General features: G+C 51.4%; 21 protein-coding genes and 1 pseudogene. 13 read left to right on the top strand and 9 right to left on the bottom strand.

Translation table 11 applies throughout. From position 1 onward, the window contains the following. A partial coding sequence (locus tag AB1611_21150; GenBank protein ID MEW6382090.1) for a chromosome condensation regulator occupies positions 1–542 on the bottom strand: 542 nt, incomplete at its 3' end. A 495-nt stretch (positions 543–1,037) separates the two neighbouring features. Here AB1611_21150 and AB1611_21145 point away from each other — a divergent pair. From AB1611_21145 to AB1611_21095, 11 genes are all read left to right on the top strand, one after another. Further along, the gene (locus AB1611_21145; protein ID MEW6382089.1) at positions 1,038–3,332 is read left to right on the top strand and encodes a response regulator; all 2,295 of its coding nucleotides are present in this window, start codon (positions 1,038–1,040) and stop codon (positions 3,330–3,332) included. Between the two features lie 21 nt (positions 3,333–3,353). After that, positions 3,354–7,064: a response regulator gene (locus AB1611_21140; protein ID MEW6382088.1), complete on the top strand. Its 3,711-nt coding sequence runs from the start codon at positions 3,354–3,356 to the stop codon at positions 7,062–7,064. A gap of 35 nt (positions 7,065–7,099) precedes the next feature. Further along, complete coding sequence (locus AB1611_21135) at positions 7,100–8,014, top strand: protein-glutamate O-methyltransferase CheR (GenBank protein MEW6382087.1); 915 nt, start codon at positions 7,100–7,102, stop codon at positions 8,012–8,014. Continuing rightward, entirely contained in the window at positions 7,980–9,359 is a 1,380-nt protein-coding gene (locus tag AB1611_21130) for a histidine kinase dimerization/phosphoacceptor domain -containing protein (protein ID MEW6382086.1), read from the top strand. The genes AB1611_21135 and AB1611_21130 overlap by 35 nt, the downstream gene beginning before the upstream one ends. 74 nt (positions 9,360–9,433) lie before the next feature. Next, the gene (locus AB1611_21125) at positions 9,434–9,784 is read left to right on the top strand and encodes a carboxymuconolactone decarboxylase family protein (GenBank protein ID MEW6382085.1); all 351 of its coding nucleotides are present in this window, start codon (positions 9,434–9,436) and stop codon (positions 9,782–9,784) included. A 15-nt stretch (positions 9,785–9,799) separates the two neighbouring features. Then, on the top strand, positions 9,800–10,312 hold the full coding sequence (locus AB1611_21120) for a (Fe-S)-binding protein (GenBank protein MEW6382084.1): 513 nt from the start codon (positions 9,800–9,802) through the stop codon (positions 10,310–10,312). A 133-nt stretch (positions 10,313–10,445) separates the two neighbouring features. Beyond that, entirely contained in the window at positions 10,446–10,958 is a 513-nt protein-coding gene (locus AB1611_21115; protein ID MEW6382083.1) for a hypothetical protein, read from the top strand. A gap of 400 nt (positions 10,959–11,358) precedes the next feature. Further along, positions 11,359–14,160, top strand: a complete 2,802-nt coding sequence (locus AB1611_21110) for a hypothetical protein (GenBank protein MEW6382082.1) — start codon at positions 11,359–11,361, stop codon at positions 14,158–14,160. Between the two features lie 52 nt (positions 14,161–14,212). Next, complete coding sequence (locus AB1611_21105; protein MEW6382081.1) at positions 14,213–17,062, top strand: hypothetical protein; 2,850 nt, start codon at positions 14,213–14,215, stop codon at positions 17,060–17,062. A 99-nt stretch (positions 17,063–17,161) separates the two neighbouring features. Continuing rightward, a complete protein-coding gene (locus AB1611_21100) occupies positions 17,162–17,608 on the top strand; it encodes a YbhB/YbcL family Raf kinase inhibitor-like protein (GenBank protein ID MEW6382080.1) in 447 nt (148 codons plus the stop codon). A gap of 65 nt (positions 17,609–17,673) precedes the next feature. Further along, positions 17,674–19,317 (top strand): ATP-binding protein, encoded by a 1,644-nt coding sequence (locus AB1611_21095; GenBank protein ID MEW6382079.1) that lies wholly within the window; start codon positions 17,674–17,676, stop codon positions 19,315–19,317. Positions 19,318–19,367: 50 nt separating this feature from the next. Here the strand turns inward: AB1611_21095 and AB1611_21090 are convergent, their stop codons facing one another. The 5 genes and pseudogenes from AB1611_21090 to AB1611_21070 form a co-directional block, all read right to left on the bottom strand. Continuing rightward, entirely contained in the window at positions 19,368–19,580 is a 213-nt protein-coding gene (locus AB1611_21090) for a hypothetical protein (protein ID MEW6382078.1), read from the bottom strand. Positions 19,581–19,632: 52 nt separating this feature from the next. After that, complete coding sequence (locus AB1611_21085; GenBank protein ID MEW6382077.1) at positions 19,633–19,752, bottom strand: HepT-like ribonuclease domain-containing protein; 120 nt, start codon at positions 19,750–19,752, stop codon at positions 19,633–19,635. A gap of 200 nt (positions 19,753–19,952) precedes the next feature. Further along, positions 19,953–20,015 (bottom strand): annotated as a pseudogene (locus AB1611_21080) (hypothetical protein). Positions 20,016–20,022: 7 nt separating this feature from the next. Next, the gene (locus AB1611_21075) at positions 20,023–20,943 is read right to left on the bottom strand and encodes a radical SAM protein (protein ID MEW6382076.1); all 921 of its coding nucleotides are present in this window, start codon (positions 20,941–20,943) and stop codon (positions 20,023–20,025) included. A gap of 132 nt (positions 20,944–21,075) precedes the next feature. Next, positions 21,076–21,282 carry a hypothetical protein gene (locus AB1611_21070; protein MEW6382075.1) on the bottom strand — a complete coding sequence of 69 codons (207 nt, stop codon included), beginning with the start codon at positions 21,280–21,282 and terminating at the stop codon, positions 21,076–21,078. A gap of 332 nt (positions 21,283–21,614) precedes the next feature. Between AB1611_21070 and mtgA the strand changes: the two genes are divergently transcribed. Further along, a complete protein-coding gene (gene mtgA / locus AB1611_21065; protein ID MEW6382074.1) occupies positions 21,615–22,364 on the top strand; it encodes a monofunctional biosynthetic peptidoglycan transglycosylase in 750 nt (249 codons plus the stop codon). 226 nt (positions 22,365–22,590) lie between these two features. On the opposite strand, the gene AB1611_21060 is transcribed toward mtgA, so the two are convergent. Together AB1611_21060 and AB1611_21055 are read right to left on the bottom strand one after the other, a co-directional pair. After that, positions 22,591–22,995: a DUF4332 domain-containing protein gene (locus tag AB1611_21060; GenBank protein MEW6382073.1), complete on the bottom strand. Its 405-nt coding sequence runs from the start codon at positions 22,993–22,995 to the stop codon at positions 22,591–22,593. Positions 22,996–23,171: 176 nt separating this feature from the next. Further along, a complete protein-coding gene (locus AB1611_21055) occupies positions 23,172–24,221 on the bottom strand; it encodes a hypothetical protein (GenBank protein ID MEW6382072.1) in 1,050 nt (349 codons plus the stop codon). A 478-nt stretch (positions 24,222–24,699) separates the two neighbouring features. Here AB1611_21055 and greA point away from each other — a divergent pair, with 478 nt between their 5' ends. Further along, positions 24,700–25,176: a transcription elongation factor GreA gene (gene greA / locus AB1611_21050; GenBank protein MEW6382071.1), complete on the top strand. Its 477-nt coding sequence runs from the start codon at positions 24,700–24,702 to the stop codon at positions 25,174–25,176. Here the strand turns inward: greA and AB1611_21045 are convergent. Further along, the gene (locus AB1611_21045; protein ID MEW6382070.1) at positions 25,160–25,351 is read right to left on the bottom strand and encodes a hypothetical protein; all 192 of its coding nucleotides are present in this window, start codon (positions 25,349–25,351) and stop codon (positions 25,160–25,162) included. The two genes, greA and AB1611_21045, sit on opposite strands and share 17 nt — an antisense overlap. Between the last annotated feature and the right edge of the window lie 130 nt (positions 25,352–25,481).

Below are 25,481 nucleotides of genomic sequence, written 5' to 3'. Positions count from 1 at the left end.
GATCCCACAGCCACGACAGAACCATCTGACCTTAGCCCCACAGTATGGTAATCTCCCGCAGCAACCTGAACGATATCGGTCCAACTGGCTGTATTGCATTGGCCATTGGTATTCGATCCCACAGCCACGACAGAACCATCTGACCTTAACCCTACGGTATGAGTCCCTCCCGCAGCAATCTGAATGATATCAGTCCAACTGGCTGTATTGCATTGGCTATAGGTATTCGATCCCACAGCCACGACAGAACCATCTGACCTTAGCCCCACAGTATGGTAATCTCCCGCAGCAACCTGGATGATATCAGTCCAACTGCCGGTATTACATTGGCCATTGGTATTTGATCCCACAGCCACGACAGAACCATCTGACCTTAGCCCTGCGGTATGGTAATCTCCCGCAGCAACCTGGATGATATCAGTCCAACTGGCTGTATTACATTGGCCATAGCTATTGGATCCCACAGCCACCACAGAACCATCTGACTTTAGCCCTACGGTATGAGTCCCTCCTGCAGCAAGCTGACTGTTTGCATGTGCCATCGTAAAGCTCAAACAGGTTGAAAGTACTAAGAATACTATAAAATAAATTGATGATTCATCCTTCCTTCTAACCATTTGGCATTATCCCTTCTTTCCTGTGAAATTAAACTGAAATAATAATTTTTATTGTGGATGAACACCTGAATTTGAAACAGAATCTCACCTCCTTCTCTGTTAATGGTTTATATATTCTTCCATGCAATAGGTAAAAAGTTACATAAAAATATTCAGATTAAGATACATTATACAAAATCTGCCAGTATTTTTAAAGGGAATAACAATAATTACCACAAATTTCTGAAGTAATTAAAATAGAAAAGAGTAAATACTGCCTAAATTCATTAAATTCCAGGTATATATTAAAATAAGTGACATCAGTAATTGTTTGACTTATAATATGTATACTCAAGATGCCTGGGCAGGCAGTTACAATCTTAAGTACATGATTCCAGAGCTTTTAATTTGCAGAGGATGAAGGGTAAGGGTATGGGGAGTATGGATAAAGCGAAGATATTGATCGTTGAGGATGAAATCATTATCGCCAAAAGCTTGCAGATGAAGCTGGAAGGGGAAGGGTACCTTGTATGCGGGGTGGTATCTTCCGGAGAGCGGGCGATCCAGAAGGCCGAAGAAAAGAGGCCGGATTTGGTGCTCATGGACATTGTCCTGGGCGGGGGTATGGACGGAGTCGAGGCAGCCGATCAGATACGGTCCCGTTTTAACATTCCGGTTATCTACCTTACCGCTTATGCGGACAGGGATATCCTGAACCGGGCCAGGATAACCGAGCCGTTCGGGTATGTTCTCAAACCTTTCGAGGACAGGGAGCTCTACGCCAATATCGAAATGGCGCTCTACAAGGCCAGAATGGAAGCAAGGGTCAGGGAAGACGAGGAGAGGCTGCGGCGAACCTTCGACGAGTCGCCCATAGGGGCGGCCATACTCTCCCTGGACTACCGTTTCCAGCAGGTAAACGTGCGGCTCTGCCAGATGACCGGCTATTCTGAAAAGGAGCTGCTCTCGCGAAGCTTCTTCGAGATCACCCATCCTGATGACCAGCAGATCTGGCTTGAAGAAATGTGGGTGCTGCTGACCGGCAGAATTGACCGGTTTCAGCTGGACATCCGCCTCAGGCACAGAGATGACAGGATAATATGGATTTGCCTTTCTGTCAGTCTGATAAAGGATGCACTGGGCCAGCCGCTCTACTTTCTGCCCATGATGGAGGACATCACAGCCCGCAAGCAGGCGGAGGACACTCTGCGGACCGAGCGTCAAAGGCTTTTCGCTCTCCTGGACGCATTGCCTGCCTTTGTTCTGCTTCAGGCACCGGACAGCTCCATCCGCTTTGTCAACCGATATTTCATCGAACGTTTCGGTGAGCCAAAGGGGAGAACCATCCCCGAAATTCTCGTCAGGGAAGGGAGGGTATCCGGTGAAAATTATCCATCTTCCCATGTCTTTGAAACAGGAGTCCCTTACCAGTGGGAGATGATCGGCACTGATGGCCGCATGTACGAGGTTCACGATTACCCATTCACTGACATCGACGGCTCCCCGCTGGTGCTGATACTGGGCATCGACCGCACCGAGCGCAGGAAAATGGAGGAGGAGCGGCAGAAGGCCCAGAGACTGGAATCAATCGGTGTTCTGGCAGGTGGCATCGCCCATGATTTCAGGAATATTCTGGTGGGCATCGTCGGCAACCTTTCCCTGCTGAGACTGTATCTTGAGCCTGATGAAAATATTTCCAATCTTCTGGACCAGGCCGAAAATGCAAGCCGCCGGGCCACGGACTTATCTCAGCAATTGCTTACCTTTGCCAGGGGTGGTGCGCCGGTAAAAGAAATATCGTCAGTTTCCGAGTTGCTGAAAGATTCAGCCGGGTTTGTCCTGAAAGGCTCGAAGGTGAAGTGTGAGCTTTCCCTGGCTGATGATCTGTGGCTGGTGGAAATTGATACCGGGCAGATAAGCCAGGTTTTCAATAACTTGCTTATCAACGCCAATCAGGCCATGCCACAGGGGGGGATAATCCGGGTGAGCGCAGAAAATGTGACTGTCAGTGAGCAGGACGGTCTGCCGCTCAGAGAGGGAAGATATATCAGGGTGTCAGTTGAGGACCAGGGGCATGGCATACCTCATGAATATCTGCACCGGGTCTTTGATCCCTATTTCACCACCAAGGAGCAGGGAAGCGGTCTTGGGCTGGCTACTGTCTATTCGATTATCAGAAGACATGACGGACATATCGATGTGGTATCTCAATTGGGTGTCGGCACAACCTTTTCTCTCCATCTCCCGGCCGTGGAAGGGAAGAAGACGGCAGCCAGAAGAAATACCGTGGTGAGAGCGGTCCGTCCGGGGGAGGGAAGAGTCCTTGTCCTGGAGGATGAGGACCTGGTCCGAAATACCGTCGGGAAAATGCTTGCTTACCTCGGTTATGAAGCGGAGTTTGCCCTGGATGGTGCTCAGGCTGTCAGATTATTTCAGCAGGCCAGAGAATCAGGCCGGCCCTTTGTCGCCGTACTCGCAGATTTGATCATTCCAGGGGGCATGGGAGGACATGATGCCGTGAAGAAGCTGCATGAGCTTGACCCTGAAGTGAAAGCCATCGCCACCAGCGGTTATGCCAATGACCCTGTCCTTTCCGAATTCAGACAATACGGTTTCTGCGCAGCCATTGCCAAGCCGTATCTGATTGGAGAACTCAGCGATATTCTGGGTAAGGTAATTGGGGAAAGAAACCGTGAACATTGCGGCAAGAAATCGGAATTAAGCGATTTAAATTGAACCATAGGCAGGACGATACACGTGACATTCAGGAAAAAATTATTCGGCGGTTTTTCGGTAATTCTTATCATAATGGCTTTAGGGATATCGATCTCCATCTCCAAGATGGCAGATCTTACCAGCAAATTGAACACCATCGTGGATACTATGAGCCGAAGGGTGCAAGTGGTTAATACCCTCAGCCATACCCTCCTTGATATCCACCAGATGGAGAAAAGTTTCGTTCTTTCCAGGACACAGGAAGAGAGGCGGAAATATGCAGACATGATTGACCGGAGTGTCCAAAAATTAAACAGCTCCACGGCGGAGCTGTACAACATGGTGGGTAATATTTCCCAGGAGAAGCTGAACAGGTTCAATTCCTTATGGGAGCAATACCTGGTTATTATCAAGAAAACCAGGCATCTGGTAAGTTCAGACAATGATCCCGCGGAGGTCGAGGCTTCCACGCACATGGGGCATCAACTGGTCGATGATGCTGAGAAAGTTTTAGCCGAGCTGATGGACAGAAGCTATCAGAAATTCAGGGCGCAGAAGATGGAAACTGACCTGGATTATCAGATGACCCGCAACCTCCTGATCGGCTTTTTGATTATGGCTATTGCTGCCGGGATGCTGGTCGCGGCCTTTACTACACGGGGTATTATCACCCGCACCCGGGATATTTCGGAAAAAGCCGGGAAGATCGCTTCCGGTCATCTTTTTTCCGATGGGGAGATGAAAGGTGGAGGTGATGAACTGGAACCTGTTTATCTCTCCCTGAAGGAGATATCCAGAAGCTTTGGGAATATTACCCGGCAGGCCCAGGATATCGCCAGGGATGATCTTTCCACAACCATTGAGCTTCGCAGCGAGGTCGATGAGCTTGGCCTGGCTCTGCAGGAGATGACCGAGTCACTGCGCAGGGCCAGGGAGGAAAACAGAAAACAGGCCTGGCTGCGGGCCGGGCAGAATGAGCTGAACGAGAAAATGCGCGGTGAGCAGAGTTTGAGCAGCCTCGCCTGCAACATCATTACCTTTCTGGCTAATTATCTGGGTGCTCAGATCGGGGCCTTATACACCCTTGACGAAGACAGGGGAGACCTCCTGATGCTGTCCGGCAGTTACGCGTTTCACTGGTCCCGGGAGCTCAGGAAAACTATCAGGATCGGTGAGGGTCTGGCCGGGCAGGCAGCCCTTGAGAAAGTAATAATTCCGGTGACCAATGTTCCCCGGGATTATCCCCGCATAAGTTCAGCCATCGGTGATTCACTTCCCCGTCATATTCTGGTCATCCCCTTCCTTTCCGGAGGAATGCTGAAGGGGGTGGCGGAGCTTGGTTCCTTCCATGAGTTTTCCGGCACCAGCAGGGAATTCCTCGAACTCGTCAGGGAGAGTGTTGCCATTGCCATTCATTCTGCCCAATCGCGGGAGAAAATCCAGGCGCTTCTCGAAGAAAGCCAGCGCCAGGCGGAAGAGCTCCAGGTTCAGCAGAAAGAGCTCCAGACAGCTAACGAGGAGTTGGAGGAGCAGACCCAGGCACTCAAAGAGAGTGAGGAAAACCTGAAAAATCAGCAGGAAGAGCTCCAGGCCGCCAATGAGGAACTGGAGGAGAAGGCTGAATCTCTGGAGCGGCAAAGGTCCGAAATCGAACGAAAGAATGCCGAACTGGAAGCGGCCAGAAGAGACCTCGAAGAGAAAGCCCAGGAACTGATCATGGCCAATAAGTACAAATCCGAATTCCTGGCCAATATGTCCCATGAATTGCGGACACCGCTGAACAGCCTGCTTATCCTGGCTCAGAGCCTTGCCAATAACAGGGATGGCAATCTGACGGACCATCAGGTTGAATCGCTCAGGATTATTTATACCAGCGGAACAGCGCTGCTCGAGCTGATCAATGATATCCTCGACCTTTCCAAGATCGAAGCAGGCCGGATGGATATCAATTTTGAGGAGCTCGTGATCCATGACCTTGCCGAAGAGTTGAGATCCGCTTTTCAGCATGTGGCAGAGGGCAAAGGTCTGGCCTTGAAGATCAGTGTTGACCAGAGTGCGCCGCAGCTCATCCTGACCGACCGGAAGCGGGCCGCACAGATCGTCAGGAACCTGATTTCCAATGCGATCAAGTTCACCGACCAGGGAGAGGTGACTCTTTCAATCAGACGGCCGGACAGCGGGGAAAGCCTTGTCGGGTGCGGGTTTACTCCTGAAAACACGGTGGCTTTTTCTGTCACTGATACCGGCATTGGAATCCCCCCTGAAAAGCAGAGGATAATTTTCGAGTCCTTCCAACAGGCGGAAGGAGGAACAGCGAGGAAATACGGCGGCACGGGACTTGGCCTTTCCATTTCCCGGAACCTGGCCCATCTCCTCGGCGGAGATATCCATCTGAGCAGTACACCTGGTCAGGGCTCGACCTTTACTCTTTACCTTCCTGTCAGTATCAAAGAAACCGGAAAAGCCGCGGCAGAGCCGGCAGCGTCCCAGCCGGAAAGAGTTTTGATAAGTCAGCATTCCGGAATCAGGGCGGCAGAGATTCCAGCCATCCAGGACGATAGAAATAACCTTCAGCCGGATGACCGGGCTATTTTGATAATTGAAGATGACCAGAGCTTTAGCCGGATACTGATGGATCAATGCCATGAAAAGGGATTCAAGTGCCTTTTCTCAACCAGTGGTGAAGGAGGGCTTGAGCTGGCCCAAAAGTACCAGCCGAAGGCTATTATTCTGGATATCCTCCTGCCGGGTATGGATGGCTGGCAGGTGATGGAGGCTCTCAAAAGGCAGATCGCAACCCGCCATATTCCCGTTCACGTCATGTCAGTTGAAGAGAAGACCATTTATGCCTTCCAGAAAGGTGCCATCGGCTTCCTGACCAAACCAGTAAGTGCCGGGCAGTTGATCGGGGCACTCACCAGTATCGAGGAAACGGTTGCCAAACAGATTAAGGACCTGCTGGTCGTGGAAGACGATCCGGTCTCGAGAAAGAGCATTGTCAGGCTCATTGGCAATGGCGATGTTCAGGTCACCGAAGTCGGCAGCGGAGCTGAGGCCATTCAGGCTGTCAAATGCCGGAGCTACGATTGCATGGTCCTGGATCTGGGTCTGCCGGACATGTCGGGATTTCAGGTGCTGCAAGCCCTGGAAAAGGAAAAGGACATTGTCATTCCACCGGTCATTATCTATACCGGCAGGGACCTGACCAGGGAAGAGGATATGGAGCTGCGCAGGTATGCTGAATCGATCATTGTCAAAGGGGTGAAATCGGAAGAGCGGCTGCTTGACGAGACCGCTCTTTTCCTGCACCGGGTCATCAGCAATCTGCCAAAAAACAAGCAGGAGATGATCACCACCCTCTATGATCAGGATGTTATGCTGAAGGACAAGAGGATCCTGCTGGTCGACGATGATATGAAAAATGCCTTTGCCCTGGCCGGGGCTCTTCGGGAGAGAGGAATGAAGGTGCTCAAGGCAGAGGATGGACAAAAGGCCCTGCATATTCTGAGGAAAAACCCTGATATCGACCTTGTTCTCATGGATGTCATGATGCCGGTCATGGATGGTTATGAAACTATCCGGAAAATCAGAGCGCAGCAAAAATTCTGGAACCTGCCGGTCATCGCCCTGACGGCCAAGGCCATGAGGGAAGACAGAGAAAAGTGCCTGGCAGCCGGAGCCAACGACTACCTCTCAAAACCGATCGACCTGGACCGCCTGATTTCCATGATGCGCGTCTGGCTGTACCGATGAAAAAACAAGTGGAGAGCTCGGGAGAAGAGAAAGGGATGGAAAAGAGCAGTCACGAAGACATAGAAATTCATCTTCTGCTGGAGGCTGTATTTCAGCGCTATGGATATGATTTCCGGCATTATGCGCGGGCTTCCATAAAGAGGAGGGTCAGGCAGCTTCTGGTGAAATCGGGCTGCACAAGCATACTGGAAATGATTCCGGGCGTGTTATACGATGAATCGTTTTTCCCCTTGCTTATCCAGGCCTTTTCCATTACCGTAACGGAGATGTTCCGTGATCCGGCTGTTTATCTGGCTATCAGAAAAGAGGTTGTCCCTTTTTTGAAGACCTATCCGTTTATCAAGGTCTGGCATGCCGGCTGTGCTACCGGAGAAGAGGTATACTCCCTGGCTATTTTATTGCACGAGGAAGGACTTTACCCGCGTGCGACCATCTATGCCACTGACCTCAACGATGCAGCTCTCAAAATTGCAAAGGAAGGTATTTATCCTGTCGAGCAGATCAGGCAGAGTACATCCAATTATCAACAGGCCGGCGGGACCGGATCGTTTGCCGAGTATTACTATGCCCAATATAATTCAGTCATTATGGATAAGTCTCTGAAGAAAAACATTGTTTTTGCCGGTCACAATCTGGCTACGGACAGCGTTTTCGGCGAGATGCATCTGATTTTCTGTAGAAATGTGCTTATCTACTTCGACAGGGAGCTCCAGAATCGTGTACTCACTTTGCTCAGAGACAGTCTTATTCATGGAGGGTTTCTCTGCCTTGGTATTAAGGAAGACCTTCGGTTTTCCGGTGTCGCCGGGAATTTTTCCGCAGTCGGAAGTAACGAGAGGATATACCGGAAAAACCCTGACAGCACGGTGACCCCGCCGGGAGACCTTCCTGGAGGGAGAACGATGGAAAATAATCATGACGGAAAAGCCAAAGATTCTCATTGTAGATGACAAACCGGAGAACCTCTTTGCACTCGATGAAAGCCTGCAAGAGCTCGAAGCAGAGATCATCACGGCCACCAATGGTAACGATGCCCTGAAACTGGTACTCAACCATGATTTTGCCCTGGCTCTTCTCGATGTCCAGATGCCGGTCATGAACGGTTATGAGCTGGCGGAACTGATGCGGAGTGATGAAAGGGCACAGCAGATACCGATTATCTTTTTTTCAGCCATTCACTCTGATGATTACCATCTCTTCAAGGGATATAATTCCGGAGCCGTGGATTTTCTGGTCAAACCATATCATCCCTCGATACTCTTGAACAAATGCAGGGTATTTATCAAACTCTATACGCAAAAACGGGAAATAGAAATGGCAAAGCAGTACATTGACAATATCCTTGCTTCGATCCACGAAGTCCTGATCGTGACCAGTCCTAATGGTTTTATCGAGAAAGTCAACCATGCTACGGATACCCTGCTGGGCTACCGGGAGAATGAGCTGATCGGGAGGCCCCTGGAAGTCATTTTTCAGGAAACGGCAGAGAGCGGCTCATCCCATACGGAGCAGACCCTGATTGCCAGCGATGGACGAAAGGTCCCCGCCCTTCTTTCCTGCTCCACCTTGCGGGATGAGCAGGGAAAAGTGCAGGGTATGGTTTATGTGGCCACTGATATCGGTGACCGCAAGCGGGCCGAGGAGCAGATCAAAGCCTCTCTGGCCGAGAAGGAACTGCTCCTGCGCGAGCTTTACCACAGAACCAAGAACAACATGCAGGTCATTGCCTCCCTGCTTGCCCTCCAGGCTTCATATACCAAAGATGAGCAGGTGCTGAAGATATTCCGGGAGACCGAGAACCGGATCAAGTCAATGGCTCTGGTCCATAAACACCTCTATCAATCCAGGAATCTGGCCGGGGTTGATCTCAAAAACTATTTTGCGGATGTCATCAGCAGTCTGGTGAAGAGTTACCAGGGAACGTGCAGTAAAATATCGCTGATACTCATGGCTGATGAGGGACTTTTTGCCTCTCTCGATGCTGCTGTCCCCTGTGGTCTGGCCGTAAGTGAAATAATCACCAATGCCTTGCAGCATGCATTTCCGGACAATCGGGAAGGGGCCATCAGAGTCAGTCTGCACAGAGGAAATAAAGACGAAATTGATATCAGGGTTGCCGATAATGGAATTGGGATGCCGGAGGGTTTCGACTTCAGGAACACCAAATCGCTGGGGCTGCAAATCGTTGTCAATCTTGTGGAAAACCAGCTTCAGGGGAAAGTGGACATGATCCTGAATGAGGGGGTCGAATTTCAAATCCGGTTCAATGATCCCTATCACCCCAAGAGGGTATGAGATCAGACTTTGCACCTAATTTAACTCGAGGTCGTTGAAGCAGTCACCCATATTACCCATGAGGAGAAAATATAATGGGATCGAAAATGGAACCGTCTTTTAACAAGATTCAAGAACAACTCCCTGAGATAATGAAAGCTTTTAATCAATTACGACAGGCAGCCAGCCAGGAAGGGGCTCTGAGCGCCAGGGTCAAGCATATCATATTTATTGCCGTAGCCGTTGCCCTCCGGTGTGAACCCTGCATCCGGGTTCATATCAGGAAGGCAGTCGAGATGGGAATATCACGCAAAGAGATCCTGGAAGCGGTTGGGATTGCCATTGTTATGGCTGGCGGCCCTGCGGTTGCCTATTCTTCGACGGTCATTGAAGTACTGGATGAAATGAATGCCTCAGTGGATACAATTACCACGATGGACACTTAACCGGGAGGTAATCCAATGTCTGAACAATTAATTCAGAATTTCACCATGAAGTTATCCACACCTGACTGCTCTCCGCAGGCTGACTGGTACCGCGCGATTGTGCATCTGCATGAGGACATCGCTGAGGTGCTCCCATACCTTCATGCTGTACTGAAAGGTTCCGAGTACGATCATGGTGCAAAGATACTGTTATGGCCGTGCTGTGATAATAGTAAAAGATACGCATTTAGGCCACAGGAGGTTGTCGTTGCACCTGTCGAGAACAGGGAAGAAGCTCAAATGCTGGTCGATGCTATCGTTAACACCATTAACGATGTTTGGGCGCGAAGGAACGAGATAGAGCCGGATTTCGAGGGGAAAAAGCCGCCTCCAAAGGTACTGGATATCTATAAGCTCTTACCCGGCACAAATTGCAGGGAATGCGGTATGACCTGCATGTCGTTTGCTGCTGCCGTGCGCAGCGGCTCGATAAAGGTATCAGTGTGTCCATATTTGCCGGAACAGGATTATCAAAAGTTAGTATCATGAAGCACCAGGGGCAAAGAAGGTAAGAGGAAGACGGCTGGTCCCCAGGTATTGCCGAAAGTCATCCTCACTGAAGCCGATAAAGAAAGTATTACCGGAGACATACCCATATACACACTGAATATCGCAAAAGAATATGATGAAAACCCGCAAAGGCCCGTCCCCCCTTTTCTTTAACGGACTGTTTCTCGTAATCGCCGGAGTCGGTATGGCGGGGCTGTCCCTCACAGGTCTGCCCGGCTCATGGTGGCTCTCACTGATCTGGATGGTTTGGGTATTGGCCAATTATCTTTTCCTGGTCCGAATCAGGGTCTGCCGCTATTGCTCTTTCTATGGCCACAGGTGTCCAATGGGGTGGGGAAAGGCAGTGCCCCGGCTCGTCACCCGTGGATGCCCGGATAAATTTGCCAGCCGGAAATGGCCCCTGGTCTATTTCTTCTCATTTGCTCTCCTTCCGCAGCTTCTGATAGCTGTCTCCCTGATCCGTACCTGGAATCTTCTTCTGGCATGCCTGGCAGTCCTGTTCGGTCTCCTGGGCTTTCTCCTTTTTGGGTTGGCCAGAACCTTCTGCTGTCCTTCATGCAGCATGGAGCCCTCATGCTTCCTGAGCAGGCTCACCCCCTGCCGGGGTTCCCGGACTATTGATTAATTCACCCCTTCTTACCTGCCAAAAAACCTAGAAAATAATCTAATATTACTGAAAATTAGCTTTAAAATAAAGTAAATAATACTGATTTATTATGCCTGACAAGTAATAACTTGCGATAAGATTAGCCGATTTTTAAGAGGTTAGAGGGAGAGGGACTCCACCTATCTTAAGGTAAATATTTTGCTAAAAACTGATGTATGGAATTAGTGAAAAACTATGCAAAGTTGCCTTATATTGCGAACGGTCGAGCTTTTGGATTTTTTTGTCATTTCGAGAGAAGCGGGGAATCTTGAAAGCAGAATTTCTCGTGGCCCTGCTCTCCAGAAGGAAATTTTTTCAGACAGGCAGAGAAAAATTCCATTAATCCATTCGCAACAGAGAATTACGGGAGAACCTCACCATGTATTTCAGCACCTTGAAAAGGAGAAGTCTCATTTTCATTACCATGCTTCTTACCATGTTTCTTGCCCTGATGCAGGGCAACTTAATTCCTCCGGCCAGGGCACTGGGAGGGAGGAGAAAGGTTCAGGCAGGAGGAATGACAGGACCTTCCGGTGAAAAACTCCAGGGGCTTCCCCGGTTGCCCGCAGGTATTCGAAAGAAGAGGAACTCCGGTCAGGCAAAGGATAAGGAGCCGGACCATAATCCATCCCTGACCCGTGATGACCAGGGGAATGCCTATCTGGTCTGGGAGCATGGCAACGAGATTTTCTGGGCGATCAATCAGGGGGGGAACTGGACCAGAACCGGCAAGATGCCGGGCGAAGGGGGGAATCGCCCGGTGGTTATCTTCGTTCCGCCCCGCCTTTTCTGTGCCTGGGAGTCCTTCACCACTCCCAAGAAAATTATGGGCTCAACAGGCACACTTACGGAAGATGGAGAAATAAGCTGGAGCGAGCCGCAGGCCCTCACCGGAGACAGCAATGATGACTATGGAATCTCCCTGACGATGGACAGCGGCAACAACCCTTTGATGCTCTGGCTGCAGCGGGCGTCCTTAGAGGATGATGCTGACCTTTATTATCAGATTATTACCTCGAACGGTCTTCCTCTCGTCAATGGAAATCAGGAAATATCCTCAGAATACCAGGAGATGATATCCTCATCTCCCGGTCCCTCCGGTTCCGGGGCCGGAGATCGGGCACCGACGACAGCGCCGGTCGCCGCAGAGCAAGAGCAGGGCACAGCGGCAGCTCCAGCCGATAATGGCCGGGCAGCGCCTTCACCTTCAGCCGATGATGGAGCTTTAGACCCGCCATCGAATTGGGTAGGCCAGGCCCCGCCCGCAATCTCCCTGACCGGGCCTCTTGGCCCTTTTTTCAATTCACCCTGTATATCGATTGTTCTCACCCAGTTCAATATCAACCTTCCCGTTGTCACACCCATATGCGGAGAAACGGTTGGGGTGAGAATATCTAATATTCTCTGCGGCACGTCAGGCATTACACCCTGTGATTCATCTCCTGTTCTGACTCCGGCGGTCAGCGACGAACTGGTGACTGAGCTGACGCTCGGTCCTCATCTTTCTCTGGGCTTTACTCTCTTCGATCTCGGCCAGGCAGCGATAAGCACTAATGCAAGCACTAATGCAAGCCCTGCTCAAGGCCGCTGTTCGGCTGTTCAGCAAACAGTATGCTCCTATGGTGGAAGTGATTCCTTTCTCTGGCTTTCTTCCCCCTTCCCTCTGGTTGTTTGCGGCGACCAGATTGGCATAACCAGAGTAGGTGCAGCAGGTGCGGTCGGTATAAGCTATTCCTCTGTCAGATCCCCTAATAATCCTGAAACCCCTCGTGCATTCGTGACCCAGATTGCCGCAGGCATGGGTCCCCAGGCTAATTTCAGTGCTTTTCAGGATAAATTCCAGGGTTTTGTGATCGTTGGAGGCGGGTATTCATTTACCCACACCCTTTCAGCCCAGGGCTGTTCCTTTACCAGTGGTCCCGCCATCGCCGTGAGAGGAGCACTCAGATTCGGCGGCGATTGGGCAGCTCTGCTGTATAGATTCAGCAGAACCTACACTCCGGGGCAATGGCGTGATCCCAATGCCTCATCCTGCCAGAAGAGGAGACCCTGGTGGGCGGATCTCAATTCCTTCTATTTCAAGAGAATAAGCCCCTGGCTCTATCGCGTTGTCTACGGAGGATACAAGTCCGATCCCTCCCGGGAAACAGCGGGCTTAAGCGACCCGAATTTCCTGAATAACCAGGAAAATCTCAGTCCATCCCCCAAGCCTCTGATGGTGGAGTCGGGGAAAGACAGGTTGCGCAAAACCATAACCCGCATCATGTCCGATGGGAATGCTCTGGTGGATGAGGTGCTGGATATGGTCAAGGAACCTCTGATCGGAACAGGTGGTGTGTATGAGGGGAAAACCGTGCTGGGCGATATCTCATCTGATATTTACAACGACGGACTTGCGGCTGTAGCCAGAAGCCGGTCCGGAGAAATCATGGCGGTCTGGGCCAAAGCCCTGGAAGTCTCAAGCCTTGGCAGCAAAATTTATGCCGCCACCTATACCGGCGGGAGCTGGAGCAGTCCGGTTGAAGTGACCCCGGAGATTGACTTTCATCAACATCCGGCCCTGGTCTTTGACTCCCGCGGCACCCCTCTGGCTGTCTGGTCCAGCTCTTCCAATGACGGTCTCGATTATGAGCGGTCTTCGGTCGAAGCGATCTTTCAGGCCTTTGGCAAATCCGGCCTTCTCTATTCTCAGCGGATAGATGGCCAGTGGACACTGCCGAAGCCTCTGGCCAAACTTCCCGGCACCAGCGAGCAGGTCGCTCTTGCTGCCGGTTCCGATGGGGAAATAACGGCTGTGTGGATCAACCGGTCAGACAAAGGCTCTTGTGTCTGCGGCTCGCTGTGGAACGGCAGCCAATGGTCTGAGCCCAGGGTTATTTCGCGGGCGGCTCTGGCCGAATCACCCGCCGTTATCTATACGGCCCGCAAGCCTTCCGCTGTCTGGGCACAGGATATGGACGGCAGGGCGGTGACAGCCAATGACTGGAGAATCTGCACTGCCAGTTGGGATGGCACATCCTGGCATTCCCGGCAATTGTCGATTGGCGAAGAATCACCTGCTGAGGAAGAAAAAGAACAGACGATCCTTCCCGGGCGGCAAAAAGATATTTTTCCGTCCGGAAGGAGATTAAAAGACCGTGCGGGAAGAAGGAGGAGTACGGCCGCCGCCTTGCGCAATTAAGAATCTCGGTACTGAGAAAGGTCTGGGAAGTAATAATAAGGAGAAAGACATCATGTGTTTTTACAACTTGAAGAGAAAAAGCCTCATTTTCATTGTCATGCTCCTTGCCCTGGTGCAGGGCAACTCAATTCCGGCAGGGGTGCTGGGAGGGAGAAGACGGCTTCAGGGAGGAGAAGGGAAAAACAGGGGGCTGGAAGGACTTTCCGCTGAAAGGCTGCAAGGGCTTCCGCGATTACCGGGAGGTATTCGAAGGAAAAAGGAATCCGGTCAGGAAAAGGAGATTGAGCCGGATCATAATCCGTCGCTGGCCCATGATGATCAGGGGAATGCTTATCTGGTCTGGGAGCGTGGCAATGAGCTTTTCTGGGCGGTTAACCAGGGGGGAACCTGGACCAGGACCGGAAAAATGCCTGGTGAAGGGGGAAACCGCCCTATAGTTGTCATTATTCCGCAGGCCGGAAAGAGTACTGCAACATCCACCGGCCAGGACCCATCCTCCGACCAGAATGCATCAGGAGATCAGAGCGAACCGGCAAGTCTTTTCTGTGCCTGGGAGTCCTTCACCGCTCCCAAGAAAATCATGGGCTCGAAGGGCACGCTTACGGGAGATGGAGGAATAAGCTGGAGCGAGCCGCAGGCACTCACCGGAGACAGCCATGATGACTATGGCATCGCTCTGACCCTGGACAGCGGCAACCATCCTCTGATGCTCTGGCTGCAGCGGGCATCTTTGGAGGATGATGCGGATCTCTATTATCAGGTAATTACCGCAAGCGGTCTGCCTCTCGATGGAGAGCAGGTTATAGCTTCAGTTCCCTCCGGTACCGAGACCGGAGATCAGGCCCCATTGCCGGCACCAGTCACCGCGGACCAGGGTCAGAGCACACCGGCAGCTCCAGCCGCCGATGGCCGGGCAGCGCCTTCGCCTTCAGCCGATGGGGTCCAGGATCCGCCTTCGAATTGGGTGGGCCAGGTCCCGCCCCCGATTTCCCTGACCGGGCCTATCCCTCCATTTCTCAATTCAGTCTGCGTATCAATCATTCTGACCAGGCTCGATATCAGTATCCCAAGCTGCATACCCTTTATCGGGGACACGGCTGAGTTGGAGATAGCTTACTTTCTCTGCGGTAATTCAGGCATTACCCCCCGCGATCCTTCTCCTTTCCTGACTCCGGCAGTTGTCAACGAACTGGTGGCCGTACTGGATCTCGGTCCTCATCTTTCTCTGGGCTTTGATGTATTCAATCTCGGCGAGGTGGCGATACCTACTTCTGCCAGCCCTGCCGGGGGTTGCCGTTTTCCTGTCGAGGAAACGCTTGCGACTGTTGGAGGAAGTACATCCTTTTTATATCTTTCCAATCCTATCCCGCTGAATTTGTGCGGCCAGCAGGTTGGCACAACCAGAGTGGGAGTGGCTGGCGCTGCCGGTATATCATTCTCCTATGCCAGATTTCCGAATAATCCTGAGACTCCGCGCGAGTTCGATACTCAGATTGTCATCGGCATGGGTCCCCAGGATAATTTCAGCTCTTTATCGGAAAAATTTCAGGGGTTTGTTCTTCTGGCAGGGGCGTATGTATTCACTCATACTATTTCAAATCAAGGGTATTCGGTTTCCCGGGAACCTGTCATTGTGTTGAACGGGGCGCTCAGATTCGGCGGGGATTGGGCAGCTCTGCTCTACAGATTCAACATGGATTGGTCTGTCAGGGAACTGGCGGGCAGATGGCGAAATCCCGATGCCTCCGCCGGAAAAAAAGGATGCTGGAGAACCCCGTGGTGGGCCGACCCCAATTCTCCCTATTTTCAGAGAATAAGCCCCTGGTTCAATCCCGCTGTCTATTGGGGAGAAGAGCCCGCTCCTTCCGAGCAGACAGCAGGATTGCTCGATCCTAATTTCTCCAAAAACCAGGGTAATCTCAGTCTCTCCCCCAAGCCCCTGATGGTGCAGTCGAGGAAAGACAGGCTGCGTAAAACCATGACCCGCGTCATGGCGGACAGCAATATCCTGGTGGATGAGGTCCTGGAGCTGGTTAAGGAACCTCTGATCGGAACCGGTGGCGTGTACGAGGGAAAGGCCGTGCTGGGGGATATCTCAGGCGATATCTACAATGATGGACTTCCATCCGTAGCCAGAAGCAAGTCCGGAGAAATCCTGGCGGTCTGGGCTAAAGCCCTGCCTGCCTCAAGTCTTGGCACCAGGATCTATGCCGCCACCTATACCGGCGAGGGCTGGAGCAGTCCGGTCGAAGTGACCCCGGAGATTGACTTTCATCAACATCCGGCCCTGGTCTTTGACTCCCGCGGCACCCCTCTGGCTGTCTGGTCAAGCTCCTCCAATGACGATCTGGATTACGAGCGGTCTTCGGTCGAAGCGATCTTTCAGGCCTTTGGCATATCGAACCTTCTGTATTCTCAGCGGATAGATGGCAGGTGGACCCTGCCGAAACCGCTGGCCAAACTCCCCGGCACTAATGAGCAGGTCGCTCTTGCCGCCGGTCCCAATGGGGAAATAGCGGCTGTCTGGGTCAACCAGTCAGGTAAAGACTCTTGTGTCTATGGCTCGCTGTGGAACGGCAGCCAATGGTCTGAGCCCAGGGTCATTTCCCGGCCATCTCTGGCTGAATCACCCGCTGTTGCTTATACAACAGCCCACAAGCCTTTCGCTGTCTGGGCACAGGATAAGGACGGCAAGGCAGAGACAGCCGATGACTGGGGTATTTACACTGCCAGTTGGGATGGCACATCCTGGCATGCCCGGCAGATGTCGATTGCTCAGGAACCATCCGGAGAGACGAAAGACGATGCCCAGGAAGAAAACCCCGCTGGTCTGAAGAAAATCCGCAGCCTGCCTGCTGTCCCTTCCGGAAGAAGGAGAAAAACCGGAAGGAGGAGAGGGTAGCATGCAGTAAAAATTGTATATACTGACGATAAGTCTACAGGTATTTTTCCCATTATTCAAACAAGCCGTAATGTGGTTGTCGATGGCAAGGAGAAAAAAATGAAATTGCTGAGCAAGAGCTTTCAACATCAACAGAGGATACCTGCCACCTATACCTGTGATGGCCAGAACGTTTCTCCTCACCTTTCCTGGTCCGATGCGCCGGCGGAAACCGCAAGCTTTGCGCTTGCCATGACCGATCCTGATGCGCCGGGAGGGAATTTTATTCACTGGCTGGTATACGATATCCCCAGGAACGCTTCTGAAATCCCTGATGGCGGGCCGCTGCCTGCGGGAGCGAAGGAAGTCGCCAACGATTTCGGGAGAAGAAGCTATGGCGGGCCCTGTCCGCCTTCAGGGACCCACCGCTATTTCTTTACTCTCTACGCCCTGAAGTCCAAGGAGCTCAGGGATATCACCAGGATGAATTTTCAGAAGGAAGTCCAGAAGAACACCCTGGCTACAGCGGAACTGATCGGTTTGTATTCCCGTGACGGAAAGCGGTAGACATCGCTCAACAGCCTGGAATACTTGAAGGACCTTGTAAGGATGCTAATAAGGGATTACCCTGTATGGTCTGGAACATGAAAAACATCACCGATGAGCGGCGGACAGACTCTTCTGCGCTGTATTACCAGGATGCCCCGCCGCAAAGGCAGAAAGCCCGCATCTTCCCTGCTCCTCTTGCATCCCTGCTGGAAGGGATGCAGGATACTATTCTGGTGATAAACCCGGAAACAGGGTTGATCGAGTATGCGAATCGGGCCGCACTCGAGATGTTCGACTGTCAGCTCGAAGACCTGATCGATCATACTCCTGATATTTTCGGCTCTTCGGAAACCGGGTTGAAATTCCCCGATGAGATCATTCGCGCCTCTCTCAAAGAGAATGGATGGGAGGGCGAAGTCAGAGGCGTGAGAAAGAGCGGAGGATCGTTTTTCTCATGGCTTCGAACCTTCATTCTCAGGGATGGGACGGGACTGCCCTGGATGCTGGTCATGGTCCAGGCCGGCCTTGCAGCCGACAGGAATCCTGACGGGCACCACCTGCCGGTGCCAGGCCAGTCTGTCGCCCCAGCTCAGCCCTCCGCCCCCGGCCAGCTCTCTGCCATCGAGCAGCGGGCACGGGAAACCGCGCATGAATTTAATAACCTTGCTTCGATCCTCTATGGATATATCGATTTTATGCTCCTGGAGCGAAGGCTTTCCCCGGAGCTTGAAAAAGACCTGAAAACCATCCAGAGCATCAGTCAGAAGGCCACCTGTCTGGCCCGGCAGTTTTTAAACCTTGCCAGGCCGCAGCAGGCAAAAAAGATCATCACCGAATTAGCCCCCCTGATCCAGGAAAGCCTCCAGATAGTTTCCCCGCAGCTCACGAGGCAGGGTATCCGGACGGAAGTCATGCATCATCAGCCCGCAACTCTTCTGCTCGATCCGGCCCAGATCAGTCAGGTGCTGATAAACCTTTATATCAATGCCCAGCATGCCATGGCCGGGACATCACGGAAGGTATTGCGCATCGAAACCGGTCAGGATGAGGGTCTTGCCCTGGTGAAAGTATCGGATACCGGCTGCGGAATCCCGGACGAGAACCAGACCAGAATTTTTCAGCCTTTTTTTACCACCAAAGGCCACAACACCGGCCAGGGGATATCCGGCAGCGGCCTTGGCCTTGCGGTAGCCAGAAGGATCATCGAAGATCACGGCGGGTCAATCAAAGTGCACAGCAGGGCAGGGGAGGGGACGACCATTACCATTTCCCTGCCGCTTGCAGCCCCCGATCCCGGCCGTGCCGTGCCGTTTTCCCCGGTGCAGGCCCCCAAAACCGTTAACTTCCGGGGAAAGATGATTCTGATCGTTGATGATGAATTCAGCCTCAGGCAGCTTATCAAAAAAGCCCTCGAGCTTCGCGGAGCCAGAGTGGATGCTGTGGAATCGGGAAGGGAGGGGCTTGCGATGATCCGGAAAAAGAATTACGATCTGATACTGCTCGATCTCAGATTGAAGGACATGCAGGGAGAAAGCCTCCTTGAAACAATTAATTCCACTCCCCAACCAGCCAGGCCAGGGAAAATAGTGATGAGCGGCATCGCAGGAGAGTTGAATCAGCAATCGCTGAACAGCCTGGGCGTTTCTACCATACTCTGCAAGCCCTTTGAATTGGATGAGCTGTACACCAAAGTCTCTGCCGCTTTGAGTAAAGACAGTGGTCAGTGATCAGTGATCAGTTTCCGATGTATTTGATGAGCTGGCACTTTTTGAGGTAATCAGTCGTTGGATACTTTGACGTACAGGGCATTTTGCCGGGCGTTTTCCGTATCCAGAAGGAAATTGACAAACTGGTATGCCAGTTCCCTGTTTTTCCGCCTGCTCAGGAATGACCAGAAAATCGATCCATAAGGTTGCGCCCTCCCGGGGCAGAGGAAAACCAATCTGAGGATTATCGGCCATGATCTGGAGCGCATCTCCGTTGTAGGCATGCCCAAGTCACAGATGGTGCCATCCTGGACTTCGTTCTTATAAGCAATGGAATTACATCTCCTTCAAGATATTGCTTATCAGCGGCTTAATCTTCGGGATAACATCCTTTATCGTGTTCCAGACAAGCTCATATTTGATGCCAAAATAAAAATGAATAAGTCTGTCTCTCATCCCTTGCCATTTCTCTCCAGGGGATAGCTCTTTTTAACGCTTTCCGGAACATTTTCAAGGAGTGCGGCGGCTGTGATCGCCGGCATCAGACGAATAATTCTGCAAGATCGTGTTGACCGCCCTTTTATTCGGCGGGAAAGTGGTAACATCCTGATCCCCGATATAGATCCTGCCCGAAGTGGGGAATCAAGCCCGGCCACCATACGCAGGATGGTTGTTTTCCCGCTCCCGCTGGGCCCCAGAATTGTAGTGGCAATTGTCAAAAGATGTTTACGATCGAGAATCGAATCTGTGGATTCCTTCAGCCCTGGCCTCGTTCAGGGCTTGCCGGTATTCCATTCGGGTAAGGCGGCGGTTGAGGGGAGGATAGTCACCGGCTTCACCGCAGGGGTAATATTGGTCCATGATATTCACGTAGGTATCGGGCGATATCTCCTGAGCCAGGAAGCGCATGATATCACGGGTGCCGGAAAGTCCTTCCGGCAGGACAAGATGTCGAACCAGAAGCCCTCTTTGAGCAAGACCACGGGCATCCACGACCAGATTACCCACCTGGCGATGCATCTCTCTGATAGCGGCCCTGGCCGCTTCCGGATACCCTGGAGCTTTCGATAACCGTTGGGCCACCTCTTCATCCCAATATTTGAAATCAGGCATATAGATATCGAATACCCCGTCGAGGAGTTTGAGGGTTTCAACAGAATCGTATCCTCCGGTGTTGTAAACCAGAGGAACCGAAAGCCCCATCTCAATTGCCCTGGGAAGGGCCTCGAGAATCTGGGTGACAAAATGGGTTGGCGTGACAAAGTTAATATTATGACATCCCATGCCCTGCAGGTGGACCATTATCTGAGCGAATGCCTCAATCGATATCTCCTTGCCCTCCCTGAGATGGCTGATGTCCCAGTTCTGGCAGAAAATGCAGGAGAGATTGCAGGAAGTAAGAAAGATTGTCCCTGAGCCATGCTGCCCGACCAGCGGAGCCTCCTCTCCAAAATGCGGGCTGAAGCTTGAGACCACCGGAAGCCTTCCCACACGACACACCCCCCGCTCACCGTTCATCCGGTTCACCGTGCAGTTTCTGGGACATAAACGGCATTTCGCCAATATGCGCTCTGCCTTTTCGATGCGGCGGTGCAGCTCGCCGCTTGTGTATGTTTTTATGTATGATGCAGTGTTAACAGTGTTCATAAGTGCTATTATACTATAGATTGAACTTATTGAAAATACGAACTTAGTACACTGCACATCAGATCCGCGGCCAGTTAGGCTCGACAAAGAGATCGCGTGCGGTATTTGGTGGGGCAAAAAAGCAGCCCCACCCTACATGTACTTATCTATTGTGTGAGAGATGTCAATCCACGGCCAGTTATCATCCACTGCGGCGTTAGCCGCTTTGGATTGCGGTGGCACGACACCGCTTTCCTTCTCGTGGAGTGAGGATGAGCAGATGACTGTTTTCCTTGCGGATGGCTCAATATATCCGCTTTTGAGAATAGCCGGGCTTAACTCAGTACCATTGGCCCCCATAGGGGAGAGGTTGGGGGGATAGTTATTGCCACCATCCTCATTGATAAAAGAAACAGGGGAAACATCCGTGATTCGTCTGATTTTCTTGATTCGATAGATCGGTCATGGTATTCTGATTAGTGATTCTTTGAAGAGTGATCCATTAGTGATCCATTATGGAATGATTCCTTGTAGTACCCTCACTGGCGGTAATTCTTCTGTGGAGTATTCTGGCTGTAGTTCTTCGGCATCGGGAATGGGTACTTCTTCATCGGGAATGCGTACTTTCGCGCGGCAGCCTGTTTTTGCCGGGTAATCGGGGTTGGGAAGGTTAGAAAGGTCGGAGGGGTGAGGTGAAAAAGGCGATTGGTGTCAAAAAGGGCAGACGGTTCTTTTGGCGGCTGGCTTTTGCGGTCACTCTTACTATTATCGCAGCGGTCTTCTATCTCCTGTTCTTTCCCAATGTTTCAAGGCTGGTCAAAGAGAATCCCCAAAAGACAGCTTTTATGGTTTATCGGGAACGGGAATGGGAAGACAAGGGCAAAAGTTATAAGATCCGTCAGCGATGGGTGCCTCTTTCCCGGATATCGCCGCACCTTGTCAGGGCAGTCGTTATCGCCGAAGACGATAAGTTCTGGAGGCATGAGGGATTTGATTATGAGGCCATTCAGGAGGCCATAGAAAAGGATCTCAAGGCCGGAAAGTTCAAGCTTGGCGGAAGCACCATCAGCCAGCAACTGGCCAAGAACTTATACCTTTCCCCTGCCAAGAATCCCTTCAGAAAGATCAGGGAGGCGATTATCACCTGGCGGATGGAAAAAACCCTGAGCAAGAGGCGGATATTGGAACTTTACCTGAACGTTATCGAGTGGGGGGAGGGAGTATTCGGTGCTGAAGCCGCCGCACGACACTACTATGGAAAGCCGGCCTCCCTGCTTACTTCCCGCGAAGCGGCCAGACTGGCCGCGGTCCTGCCGAATCCGAGAAGGTTCAACCCGAAAGGGAACCACCGGTATGTTGTCAGGCGGTCAAACCGTATTTACCGCATTCTGGCCAGAAGGGAAAAGCAAAAGCAGGCTCTTGGCATCACAGGTCACAGGTAGGGGATTGCGGGTTTGACCTCCAGCCGGAAATCTCAAACCCGCAATGTGGAGTTTCATTCCCCAACCTTCCATCTCCAACCTTCATAATTCACAATCTGGAACCCGTGATCCGTAACAGCGTTGCTTTCTGCCGAGTCTGCCAGCCACCTTCAGCCCCTCGGTGTTCCGTACGTGAAAGAAGATATGGTCAAGAGGGCGATACCCCAAACCCTGTCAAATAACCCTGTCAGGTAATTTTGGCTTCAAGTTTTTTCGCCTGCTCTATCCATCGCTGAACCACGTGGGGTGAAGGATTTATCTTGGACAGCCGCTTTTTCAGATTCATGTCATGGAGCCTCTGGGAAAGATCGGTTGCGTCCTGATCTCGAAGCTCCACAGTTGTTTTTATTCCTGTAGCTTCGAGCAATTGGCTTGTCTGCCTTCCGATTCCCCGGATCCGGAATAGATCTGCCGTACTGGTCCACTTGAGCAAAGTATCGGCATCGATCCCTATTTTACCGGCCAGTTCATCCCGTTCTTCCCGGCGCCCGGCCATATTCAGCAAATCATCGGTGGTGTCTATTCCCACCTGATGCAACTTTTCAGAGTAGGATGGACCAATCCCCTCGATTTCGTCAATCCTGTTTGCCATGATCCTTTCTCCTTATCATGATATTCATCCAACAAAGAACTTAATTTTATCCATCCTCTTTTCGGTTATTTTATAAATTATAATTTCAATTCATGATGATAATATAATAAGGAATGGGGAATAAAAGATGATGCCTGCCTCTTCCAGGCGGGAAAAAGAAGCAGGTAATCTCCCAGTTAAAAGGAAATGCCGGATTTGACAAACCACCCCTGGCGAAGGAGTCTTACTTCGTCGAGATTCGCCTTTCCTTTTTCGCCGGAGTAATAATAGGTAGTATCGGTGCCACGATCGGCAGCCAGCCGCAGGTACTGCCAGCCCAGTTCTAAACCGATAAGCGGCCAGGGGTGGTAAACGACCGAGAGCTCGGCACTCAATCCATATCCATAAGCCTTATGGTGAAAGCTGGGATTTTGGGCGAAATCTTCATTGAGGTTCCATATTCCCGTGCCAAGATAATAGGCAAGCAGGGGGGTAATCTTTCCTCCGATTTCGAGAGAATGGCACAGCGGAAGAGGGGCTTTGGTGAGCTTCCAGGTTGATTTTACGCCGAGCTTGATTGCATTCCAGGAGAAGTCGTAATGCGAGTTCAGCAACCCGGAGGGCTTTTCCTGATCGGCTGTCTGCGGCTCCTGCGAGCTTTCCTCCCTGGTGTCAGCTTGTGAAGTAACGATGGGTTTCCCGGAGAACATGCGCAGGCTGTCCTGGTAATGCTGCACTCCCACTATCCCCTGCCATTGCCAGAACGGGTGAGACTTTTTCTGCTTTTGACCGGATGGAAGCGGTGATTGGCCGGCAAGGATTATCCTGCCCTCCAGACTCCAGAGCTCAACCCTTCCATCCACGGGATTTCTCGATTCTGAAGACCGGATATTATTCTCATAATCAGTGTCCTGCGACCGTCCGTTGGTAATCGGAGCCACGGCAAAGAGAAGATTCAACCCGAAGAGAGGATCGTGATGGAGGATATCGACTTCAAGAGAAAGGAGGTCAGCGTCAAGATTATGGTATTTGAGTCTGGATGTGCAATGGCCTGATGCCCCGCTAAAGGATGTCTGCCAGGACGCATCAGCCCTGGTTGGCCACCAGCCTGTCCGGATGCGAACGTCGTCTTTCCATCTCCAGGAACTGACCTGGCTTATTCCCTGGCTGGGACTGGCAAGAGTCAAAAATCCTGCCAGAAGTATCAGGATAAGATTCGTGGGCGGCGGTTTGCGGATGATTTTCATTTAAAAATCCTTTATCCATCCTTACAATAAAGAGAAATACAGAGCTGTCCCGTTACTGTAAGGAGGGAATTCATATGCTCCTTTACATATCTTTAATACATCGCTAATACATCGCTGGTTTATTTGGATAGGCAAGTTTTATCTGTAATTCAGACCCTGGTAGTATGATAATGGTTAAACATTATCAGAGTTCACCTTTCCCCCCTGCGGTTTTCCAATCACTGATCGCTGGCATCTGAGCACATCTTTATCGGCAGGTTGAGAGAAAATAAGCTCACTCTGGTTGCTTCGATACCTTTGGGCACGTATTAAGGTATGGAAGGAGGACCTCCCCCGCAGGGCCAACTTTTTTTACAAGCCCTCTTGATTTTTTGGGATGGTAATACTATGATAAAAATTTTTGGGGTGATTATTGACCATTCCCATTTGGTAACCTTGGGAGAAGGTTGATTTTAACGCAACTATTGGAGGACAACTGATGAGTGATAAAGAGTATATGCTCCAGAAGGACTACGACCGATTGATGCAGGAACTGGAAAGGCTCAAGAAAAAGGAACGGCCCGAAGTCATATTAAGAATTGCCGAGGCCAGAGCGTTTGGAGACCTCTCGGAAAATGCGGAATACGATGCCGCCCGTGAGCATCAATCATTCATCGAGGGAAGAATCCTTCAACTGGAGGACCGCCTGGCCAGGGCCATTGTTATCAATCCGGATAACCTGCCCAAGGACAAGATCGTCTTTGGCAGCCGGGTCTTATTGTATGACCTGGATGAAGATCGGGATGTGGAATATACCCTGATGGGGAAAGATGCTGATTTCAGCAGAAAAGAAATATCGGTTTATTCCCCCATCGGCAGAGGATTGCTGGGCAAACGGGAAGGCGATATAGTCGAAATCAAAGTTCCCTCCCGTACCCTGCGCTACGAAGTGCAGCGGATTAACCCGGAAGATTGAGTAATCCGGTGGATCGATCGGTATATAATGGTTGGTCCATTGCCCGATTGAGGGATATCTGTCGTGGATATTTTCCCTGAATGCCGATATGGTATACTTCATGGACTGCCGATGCCATCCGGTATTCGTATCCGGTAAAAACCGTATGGTAACCGGCATGATTGATCAGGGACAAACGGTCGGATCAGGGACGGCAGAATGAGCTGCGGAAAGAAGACCAGCCTTGTGGCCTATTGGTATTGAGCATTGTTCCAGCCTGCACGTTGGCGGCCTTTCGCATTTCTTCGGCTCAAAAGGATCAGGCG

It is taken from the genome of bacterium, assembly GCA_040755755.1.
Classification (GTDB): Bacteria; SZUA-182; SZUA-182; order DTGQ01; family DTGQ01; genus DTGQ01.
Note: the sequence above shows the minus strand (reverse complement) of the source record. Positions and strands in the feature narration are given on the sequence as shown.

Coding starts and splice junctions, on each gene's coding strand:
- AB1611_21100 (MEW6382080.1), top strand. CDS start 17,162: ATGAAATTGCTGAGCAAGAGCTTTCAACATCAACAGAGGATACCTGCC.
- greA (MEW6382071.1), top strand. CDS start 24,700: ATGAGTGATAAAGAGTATATGCTCCAGAAGGACTACGACCGATTGATG.
- AB1611_21095 (MEW6382079.1), top strand. CDS start 17,674: ATGGTCTGGAACATGAAAAACATCACCGATGAGCGGCGGACAGACTCT.
- AB1611_21085 (MEW6382077.1), bottom strand. CDS start 19,752: ATGAGAGACAGACTTATTCATTTTTATTTTGGCATCAAATATGAGCTT.
- AB1611_21105 (MEW6382081.1), top strand. CDS start 14,213: ATGTGTTTTTACAACTTGAAGAGAAAAAGCCTCATTTTCATTGTCATG.
- AB1611_21055 (MEW6382072.1), bottom strand. CDS start 24,221: ATGAAAATCATCCGCAAACCGCCGCCCACGAATCTTATCCTGATACTT.
- AB1611_21130 (MEW6382086.1), top strand. CDS start 7,980: ATGACGGAAAAGCCAAAGATTCTCATTGTAGATGACAAACCGGAGAAC.
- AB1611_21115 (MEW6382083.1), top strand. CDS start 10,446: ATGATGAAAACCCGCAAAGGCCCGTCCCCCCTTTTCTTTAACGGACTG.
- AB1611_21110 (MEW6382082.1), top strand. CDS start 11,359: ATGTATTTCAGCACCTTGAAAAGGAGAAGTCTCATTTTCATTACCATG.
- AB1611_21125 (MEW6382085.1), top strand. CDS start 9,434: ATGGGATCGAAAATGGAACCGTCTTTTAACAAGATTCAAGAACAACTC.
- AB1611_21135 (MEW6382087.1), top strand. CDS start 7,100: ATGGAAAAGAGCAGTCACGAAGACATAGAAATTCATCTTCTGCTGGAG.
- AB1611_21070 (MEW6382075.1), bottom strand. CDS start 21,282: ATGGGGGCCAATGGTACTGAGTTAAGCCCGGCTATTCTCAAAAGCGGA.
- AB1611_21075 (MEW6382076.1), bottom strand. CDS start 20,943: ATGAACACTGTTAACACTGCATCATACATAAAAACATACACAAGCGGC.
- AB1611_21120 (MEW6382084.1), top strand. CDS start 9,800: ATGTCTGAACAATTAATTCAGAATTTCACCATGAAGTTATCCACACCT.
- AB1611_21060 (MEW6382073.1), bottom strand. CDS start 22,995: ATGGCAAACAGGATTGACGAAATCGAGGGGATTGGTCCATCCTACTCT.
- AB1611_21145 (MEW6382089.1), top strand. CDS start 1,038: ATGGATAAAGCGAAGATATTGATCGTTGAGGATGAAATCATTATCGCC.
- AB1611_21090 (MEW6382078.1), bottom strand. CDS start 19,580: ATGCCTACAACGGAGATGCGCTCCAGATCATGGCCGATAATCCTCAGA.